General features: G+C 71.7%; 10 protein-coding genes. 1 reads left to right on the plus strand and 9 read right to left on the minus strand.

Features of this window, described 5'->3' with window-relative positions:
* From ABZE72_RS14050 to ABZE72_RS14085, 8 genes are all read right to left on the minus strand, one after another.
* Positions 1-275, minus strand: a 275-nt coding sequence (locus tag ABZE72_RS14050; RefSeq protein ID WP_372729656.1) for a DUF3037 domain-containing protein, incomplete at its 3' end; no start/stop codon positions are given.
* Complete coding sequence (locus ABZE72_RS14055) at positions 158-925, minus strand: HipA family kinase (RefSeq protein ID WP_372729657.1); 768 nt, start codon at positions 923-925, stop codon at positions 158-160. The genes ABZE72_RS14050 and ABZE72_RS14055, both read right to left, overlap by 118 nt.
* Positions 922-1,764, minus strand: coding sequence for a PPK2 family polyphosphate kinase (locus tag ABZE72_RS14060; protein WP_372729658.1), 843 nt, complete (start codon positions 1,762-1,764; stop codon positions 922-924). The genes ABZE72_RS14055 and ABZE72_RS14060 overlap by 4 nt, the downstream gene beginning before the upstream one ends.
* Before the next feature lie 34 nt (positions 1,765-1,798).
* Positions 1,799-2,518 (minus strand): GNAT family N-acetyltransferase, encoded by a 720-nt coding sequence (locus ABZE72_RS14065; protein WP_372729659.1) that lies wholly within the window; start codon positions 2,516-2,518, stop codon positions 1,799-1,801.
* A 38-nt stretch (positions 2,519-2,556) separates the two neighbouring features.
* Positions 2,557-3,204: a regulatory protein RecX gene (locus tag ABZE72_RS14070; protein ID WP_372729660.1), complete on the minus strand. Its 648-nt coding sequence runs from the start codon at positions 3,202-3,204 to the stop codon at positions 2,557-2,559.
* A gap of 7 nt (positions 3,205-3,211) precedes the next feature.
* Positions 3,212-4,249 (minus strand): recombinase RecA, encoded by a 1,038-nt coding sequence (recA, locus tag ABZE72_RS14075; protein ID WP_372729661.1) that lies wholly within the window; start codon positions 4,247-4,249, stop codon positions 3,212-3,214.
* Between the two features lie 152 nt (positions 4,250-4,401).
* Positions 4,402-5,103 carry a DUF2064 domain-containing protein gene (locus ABZE72_RS14080; protein ID WP_372729662.1) on the minus strand — a complete coding sequence of 234 codons (702 nt, stop codon included), beginning with the start codon at positions 5,101-5,103 and terminating at the stop codon, positions 4,402-4,404.
* Positions 5,100-5,759, minus strand: coding sequence for a glycosyltransferase family 2 protein (locus ABZE72_RS14085; RefSeq protein WP_372729663.1), 660 nt, complete (start codon positions 5,757-5,759; stop codon positions 5,100-5,102). The genes ABZE72_RS14080 and ABZE72_RS14085 overlap by 4 nt, the downstream gene beginning before the upstream one ends.
* A gap of 22 nt (positions 5,760-5,781) precedes the next feature.
* Here ABZE72_RS14085 and ABZE72_RS14090 point away from each other — a divergent pair, with 22 nt between their 5' ends.
* Positions 5,782-7,149 carry a hypothetical protein gene (locus ABZE72_RS14090; RefSeq protein WP_372729664.1) on the plus strand — a complete coding sequence of 456 codons (1,368 nt, stop codon included), beginning with the start codon at positions 5,782-5,784 and terminating at the stop codon, positions 7,147-7,149.
* Position 7,150: 1 nt separating this feature from the next.
* On the opposite strand, the gene ABZE72_RS14095 is transcribed toward ABZE72_RS14090, so the two are convergent.
* A partial coding sequence (locus ABZE72_RS14095; protein WP_372729665.1) for a phosphotransferase family protein occupies positions 7,151-7,956 on the minus strand: 806 nt, incomplete at its 5' end.

Genomic DNA, 7,956 nt, shown 5'->3' on the forward strand with positions numbered 1-7,956 from the left:
GCACCGAGCCGCTCGCGGTCCACGTGCCAGCGCACCGCCAGGTAGTCGGTGGCCTGGCAGTAGAGCACCACACCGACGTTGACGAACTCCTCGCGGTCCACGCGCGGCACGCAACGCAGGACGACGTACTGGTAGCCCTTGCTCTCCGGCAGCTCGCTCATCCGCGCACCACCTCCGGCAACCACTGACGGGTGCCGAGCCGCGCGGTCAGGAAGGCGACGTACGCCGCCCGCACGGCCCCAGGGGTCTCGGCGCCGGGGACCGGCTCCAGCCATTCGTCGGGCACCAGCTCCAGCACCTCGGCGAAGACCTCGGGGCCGAGCAGGGCGCGAATCTCCTCGTCCGCCCGGCCGAGTCCGGCCGCGTGCTCGAGCAGGACGTGGTCGTCGGGGCTCCAGGCCTGAGCCGCGAACCGAGCCGGGTCGGTGACGCCGCCCGACCAGGCGTGATGGAAGTACAGCGAGGCCCCGTGGTCGATGACCCAGAGGTCGCCGTGCCAGAAGAGCAGGTTAGGGTTGCGCCAGGAGCGGTCGACGTTCGCACAGAAGGCGTCGAGCCAGAGCACCTTGGCCGCCACCCCGTCCCCGGACGGCAGGTCGCCGTCGAAACCGAAGGACCCGGGCAGGAAGTCCACCCCGAGATTCAGTCCGGCGCTGGCGTTGAGCAGGTCCTGGACCTCCTCGTCCGCCTCGTACCGGGCGATCGCCGGATCGAGGTCCAGGCCGACCAGTCGAGGCGTCGGCAACCCGATCCGCCGGGCCAGCTCGCCCACGACCACCTCGGCGACCAGCACCCGGAGGCCCTGACCGGCACCGCGGAACTTGCAGACATAGGTCCCCAGGTCGTCGGCCTCGACGATGCCGGGCAGGCTGCCTCCTTCGCGCAGCGGGGTGACGTAGCGCGTGACGCGAACGACGGGGATCACGTCAGCGGTGCCTCGTCGATGAGCCGCTTGCGCTCGAGGTCGACGTCGAAGTCGGCGTCGGGCCACTGCGGGTCGAGCCGGACCAGCGCGTCGTGCAGCAGGCGCCCGACAGTCAGGTTGCGGTACCACTTCTTGTCGCTCGGGATCACGAACCACGGCGCGTGCGGGGTGTTCGTCCGCTCCAGGGCGATCTCGTAGGCGCGTCGGTACTGCGGCCACTGGCCCCGCTCGTCGACGTCGCCGGGGTTGTACTTCCAGTACTTGGTGGGGTCGTCGAGGCGAGCGAGCAGTCGCTCCTTCTGCTCGGCCGCCGAGATGTGCAGCATGCACTTGAGCACCACGGTGCCTTCGTCGACGAGCTCGCGCTCGAAGTCGTTGATGGCGGTGTAGCGGCGCTCGATCTCCTCGGGCGCGGCCAGCTCGCGCACCCGGGCGATCAGCACGTCCTCGTAGTGCGAGCGGTCGAAGACCCCGATGTACCCGGCATCGGGCAGCGCCCGGCGGATCCGCCAGAGGAAGTCGTGGGAGAGCTCCTCCTGGGTCGGTGCCTTGAACGAGGTGATCCGGACACCTTGGGGGTCGACCAGGCCGACCGTGTGCCGCAGGACGCCCCCCTTGCCCGAGGTGTCCATGCCCTGCAGCACCAGCAGGATCCGGCGTGGCGACCCAGAGCGCCCCTCGGCGAAGAGCCGCTCCTGCAGGTCGCTGAGCTCGTCACCCAGCTCGAAGAGCGCCGCCTTGCCCTCTGACTTCCCGCCGTCGAACCCCGGGGCGACGTCGGTCTCGATCGCGGACAGGTCGACCGGGCCCGTGGGCAGCCGGTGCAGGTGGTCGCTCATGGCCACATCATGTCCCATGGCCGATGCGGAGCCTTCAGGCCAGAACGGTCGGTACGTCGAGGGTGCACCCGACCACGGTCGCGACGGAGCCGTCCGGTTGCGGGGCGTCGAACCAGACGCCCTGGTGGAACCCGGCCTTGGCCAGGACCCGCAGCGAGGCCGCGTTGCGGTGGTCCGGGGCCGCGAAGAACGACGTCGCGTCCGGGAAGCGGTGGTGGGCCCGGAGCATCCACGCCCAGAGCACATGCGCGCCCAGGCCGCGACCGACCCAGGCCTGGTCCCCGATCGCATAGTCGACGCCGATCGCCTCCGGGTCCGGGCCGAGCAGGGCGAACTCGGGGTGGTCGCCGATCCGGTAGTCCTGCAGGAACCCGACCGAGCGACCGTTGATCTCGACGACCCACATCCGGGTGGGCGTGAGGCCGTCGATGCAGGGTCCGTACGCCGCCGCCACACCCTCCGCCGTCGGTTCGCCCGCACCCGTCCACCACCGGGCGACGTGCTCGCTCTGGCGCCAGCGCGTGACGTCGGGCAGGTCGCCATGGGTCATCGCCCGTACCGCGACCACGACGTCGTGATCGAGGACAAAGCGCTTGACCTCACCGGACAGGTCCAGCGGGGTCGGCGTGGCGTGCAGACTGGCGCAGATCCGCGTGGCAGCGCCGAACCAGGACTCCGAACTGCGCACCACCCCGGAGAGCTCCCGACCACGGTCGAGGACGCTCACGTGGGTCACGACCGCGGCGGGCTCCATCCCGGGAGGTTAGTGGCGCAACGCGAGTCGGACCAGCCTCATCGAGACGCGTCCGGCTCGGGTTCGTCCCGCCCGGCGGCCGCGAGTTCCTCACGCACCACCGAGAACGCGACGCCCGAGCTGTAGCCCTTGCGAGCCAACATGCCCACCAGGCGCCGGGTGGCGGTGGTGTCGTCCACTCGACTCAGCGACCGGAGCTTCTTGCGGACCAGACCGCGGGCCGCCTCCTGCTCGTCGGCCGGATCGATCTCGTCGAGGGCCTCCTTGGCGACCTCGTCGTCGATGCCCTTGCGACGCAGCTCCTGGCCCAGCGCCCGCCTGGCCAGCCCCTTGCCCGGCTGGCGGCTGGCGATCCAGGCCCGGGCGAAGGCCTCGTCGTCGATCAGCCCGACCTCCTCGAACCGGTCGAGGAGGCGGGTGGCGACGTCGGTGGGGACGTTCTTGGCCGCGAGCTTGTCGCTGAGCTCCTGGCGGCTGCGGGCCTGACCGGTCAGTTGGTCGAGCAGGATCTTGCGGGCCACCGCCTCCGGGTCGGCGGGAGGACCGTCCGCGACGGGGTCGGGCACAGCCTCCGCCGGCGGGGTGGGGCGGGAGCGTGGCGCCGGTGGACCGGTCCGGTCCCCCGACACACCTCGCGTCCACGCCTCCACCCCGGCGGCGACGTCACCCCGCCACGACTCGCTCATCGGCGCCTCAGAAGTCGCTGACGCCCAGCGGGTCGGCCGGCTGGTCGACCTGCGCCCCGATGCCGAGCTTCTCGAGGATCTTCTTCTCGAGCTCGTTGGCGAGGTCGGGGTTGTCCTTGAGGAAGGTCCGGGCGTTCTCCTTGCCCTGGCCGAGCTGGTCGCCCTCGTAGGTGTACCAAGCGCCGGCCTTGCGGACCAGACCTGCTTCGACACCGACGTCGATCAGGCCGCCCTCGCGGCTGATGCCCTTGCCGTACATGATGTCGAACTCGGCCTGCTTGAACGGCGGGGCGACCTTGTTCTTGACGACCTTGATGCGGGTGCGGTTGCCCACCATCTCGGTGCCGTCCTTCAGCGTCTCGATGCGACGTACGTCGAGCCGGACCGAGGCGTAGAACTTGAGCGCCTTGCCACCGGTGGTGGTCTCGGGCGAGCCGAACATCACGCCGATCTTCTCGCGCAGCTGGTTGATGAAGATCATCGTGGTGCCGGAGTTGTTCAGGGCACCGGTCATCTTGCGCAGCGCCTGGCTCATCAGCCGGGCCTGCAGGCCGACGTGGCTGTCGCCCATCTCGCCCTCGATCTCGGCGCGGGGCACCAGCGCCGCCACCGAGTCGATCACGATCAGGTCGAGCGCACCCGAGCGGACCAGCATGTCCGCGATCTCGAGCGCCTGCTCACCGGAGTCCGGCTGCGAGACCAGCAGGGCGTCGGTGTCGACGCCGAGGGCCTTCGCGTACTCCGGGTCGAGCGCGTGCTCGGCGTCGATGAACGCGACGATGCCGCCGGCCGCCTGGGCGTTGGCCACCGCGTGCAGGGCGACCGTCGTCTTTCCGGAGGACTCCGGGCCGTAGATCTCGACCACGCGACCGCGCGGGAGACCACCGAGGCCGAGGGCGATGTCGAGGGAGATCGCGCCGGTCGGGATGATCCCGAGCTGGGCGCGGGTCTCCTCGCCCAACCGCATGACCGAGCCCTTGCCGAACTGCTTCTCGATGTTGGCGAGGGCAGCATCCAGTGCCTTCTCGCGGTCTGCACCAGCCATGGCGGTGTTCCTCTTCTTTCGTCGGGTGTCAGGCACATCGGCGACACTAGGAGGAGCCACCGACAGTGCCTGATCAGCGCCGTCGAAACTGTGGAGAACCTCTGCCCGGTGTCGTACCTGTAGCCCCAACCTAACCCGAACAGGTGTTCGACTCACGCAGGCGGGGTCCGGCGTGTCGTCGCGATCTCGTCCCAGGCCCGGGCGAACCGGCTGGAGCCCTCTCCTCCCCCCAGCAACCCGGCCACCGCCTCCGCGTCCTCGACCGTGTCCACGTCCGCCAGCTCCCCCGTCCCACCCACGTCGAGGCCGGCGTCCAGCAGCGCCCGCCGGGTGTCCGCGTACGTCGTCGGGGTGGACATCGGCACGCCCATCAGTGCCCGTGCCGCCCGGGTGTCGCGCGGGTCCCGCACGCCCAGCAGCCACCAGCCGCCGTCCGGGGCCGGGCCGAGCACGGCGTCGTGCTCGCGACAGGCGCCGGCCGCCGCGAGCAGCAGATCGGGCGTCACCTGCGGCGTGTCCATGCCGATCTGGAGCACCGGTCCCCCGGCGTCGACCAGGTCGAGGTGGGCCCGCATCAGGCGCTCGGCGAAGTCCGCGCCCAGCTGCGGCCGCAGGGTCCATCCCGCCAGTGCCGTCGCCAGCTCGTCCCGTCGTACGGCGTGGGCCAGGTCGCCGGCCAACGCCAAGTGACAGCTCTCGACCCCGAACGCGGCCCGGCAGGCGGCGAGCGTGTCGAGCAGCGACGCCGCCGCGATCTCGGCCGCGGCCGCCATCCCGATGGCTGCCCCGAGCCGGGTCTTCACCTCGCCGACCGCCGGCGCCTTGGCCACCACCAGCGCCTGCCCGGTGCTCACGTCAGCACCCGCCAGAAGTCCCGTGCGGTCCGGACCGTGCCCTTCACCGAGCCCGAGACCTTGGACCGGGTGCCGACCGCACGGGGGTGGTAGGCGACGTCGCGTTCGGTGATCGCCCAGTCGGCCCGGGTGACTTTCTGCAGCAGCTCGACCGGGTACCCGAAGCGCCGGTCCTGCACGTCGAGGGCGATCAGCTGCTCGCGACGGCACACGCGCATCGGCGCGATGTCGTGGGGCGTGAACCCGATCCGCCGGCGCAGCCACCAGATGATCAGCGCGTTGCCTAGGCGCGCGTGCCAGGGCCAGACGCCGCGGCGCACGGGTCGCCGCCGGCCCACGGCGAGGTCGGCGCGGCCGGCCTGCACATCGGCCAGCAGGTCGAGCAGCTCGTCCGGGTCGAAGGAGGAGTCCCCGTCCATGAACGCGACGTACTCCTGGGTCGCTGCCATCAGGCCGGCGTGCACCGCTGCGCCGTACCCGGGGACCGGCTCGCGCACGACACGGGCGCCCAGCCGCGCTGCCACCTCGGCGGTGTCGTCGGTCGAGCCGTTGTCGACCACGATCACCGCGAACGCGTCCGGCACCCGCGGCAGCAGACCGACCAGAGCCGCCGCCTCGTCCTTGCACGGCAGGACGAGGTCGCAGACGGGCTCCATGGCCACACCCTAGGCTCGCTCCATGTCGTCCACTCCCCCTCCCGGCGCGCGCGCCGAGCGGGGGTACGCCGGCCGGGGGTACGCCGAGTGGGTCGGGCTGGTGACGGGGCTGGTGCTGATCGCCGCCGCCATCGCCGTACCGCCGCTCGCCGAGTGGGACGTGCAGGCCCGGGTCGGCGACGGCGACCAGTTCCCGCCGCTGCACGGCTACTGGCGGCCCAACGTCGGCAGCCTGAGCCTGCCGGCGATCCTGCTGGCGCTGCTCGCGGTGCGCTACGCCCCCGACTGGGCCGAGCGGCTGTCCTGGCGTCGCCTCCTGCTGGCGTCGTACGTCGTCGGGTTGGGGTGGCTGCTCGTGCTCGCCCTGGTCGACGGCGAGGCGGGGCTGACCCGCGTGCTGGGCAACCCGTACGAGTACCTCGAGACCGCGCGGGCCACCACCGACGTACCGGCGATGCTGCGTGAGTACGTGGACCGGATCCCCTATGCCCACCCGGACAACTGGGTGACCCATGTGGCCGGCCACCCGCCGGGCGCCCTGCTCTTCTTCGTCGGCCTGGTCAAGCTCGGGCTGGGCGGCGACCTGGCGGCGGCGCTCGTGGTCACGGCGATCGCGGCCACCACACCCCTGGCTGTGCTGGTCACGCTGCGGGCCCTCGACCGCGAGCTGCTCGCGCGGCGCGCGGCGCCGTTCCTGGTGTTGGGCCCGGCGGCCGTCTTCACCGCGGTCTCGGCCGATGCCCTGTTCGCTGCCGTGACCACCTGGGGGTTGGCTGCGCTGGCGCTCGCCGCGACCGGCTGGCGGACGCGTCGACGACTGGTGGGGTGGTCGGTGCTCGCCGGGCTGCTGCTCGGCACCGCCGTGATGATGTCCTACGGCCTGCCGCTGATCGGGCTGGTCGCCGTGGCGATCCTGGTGGCCGCCGGGTGTGGCTACCCGCTGCCGATCGCGGCCGCGTCGGCCGGCGTGGTTGTGGGCGGCTTCGCGGTCGCCGGCTTCGCCTGGTGGGAGGCCTTCCCGGTGCTGAGCGAGCGCTACTGGGACGGGGCCGCGGCGGATCGGCCGGCGGCGTACTGGCTGTGGGGCAACCTGGCCGCCCTGCTGCTCTCGGCCGGGCCGGTCCTGGCGGCCGCCCTGGCCCGGCTGGTCGCGCTGCGCGCCGCGGCCGATCGGGTGGTACTGCTGCTCGTCGGCTCGGCGCTCACGGTGGTGGTGATCGCGGACCTGTCCCGGATGAGCAAGGCCGAGGTGGAACGGATCTGGCTGCCGTTCGTGCCGTGGCTGCTGATCACCACCGCTCTACTGTCTGAACGGTGGCGGCGCTGGGGGCTGGCGCTGCAGCTGCTCACCGCGCTGCTGCTGCAGCACCTGCTCTACACGAGCTGGTGAGTCAGACGGGTCCCGGTGCGAGTGGGTCGGTCTGGGCGTACAGCCCTGCCAGCAGGTGGTGACCGAAGCGCTCGAACGCTTCATCGCCGACCCCGTAGGCCCACACCGCTGTGCCCACGGCTTCACCCACCAGCGCGCGCCGCCATGCCTCCGGTTCGCGTGGGTCGCTCCCGGACCCCTCGATGAACGCCGCCTCGAGCTCACCGTTGCGAGCGAAGTCCTGACGCGCCAGGCGTACGAAGTCCTCCGTCGGTGGGCGCAGGTCGGCGCGACCGAAGTCGATGGCCCGGACGACGCCGTCGTCGATCAGCCAGTTGCGCGGCTGCCAGTCACCGCGCGTCGGTACGACGCGGGCACCACCGCCCGGCCAGGTCGCCACCTCGGAGTGGAGCCATCTCGCGATCTCGGGATCGATGCGGTGTGGCTGCGCGAGGTGTCGCTCCACGCGCGCCCGGAATGTGTCGTTCCACTCGTCATCGACGACCGAGAGCTGGCCGTGGAAGACAGCCAGCAGCGAGCCCGTTTGTCGGTAGGTCTCGGGATCGTCCTGCGCGCTGGTGCCCTCCACCAGCTCGCCCGGGAGGTAGCGCGTGACCAGGATCTTGGCCTCGTCATCGCCGAACAGCAGGGAGGGTGCGTGCCCGGCGCGGACCCAGGGACGCAGCCACTCGCGGTGCGCGCGGAGCTCCCGGGCGATGTGACCGTCCGTGGCACCGCCGGCCTTCACGATGAGGCGGCCCTGCTCGCTCTCGACGTCGAGCACCCTCGTCTCGACCAGGCCCCAGCTCAGATCAGCACGCACCGTGA

Source organism: Nocardioides sp. (genome assembly GCF_041600255.1).
Classification (GTDB): domain Bacteria; phylum Actinomycetota; class Actinomycetes; order Propionibacteriales; family Nocardioidaceae; genus Nocardioides.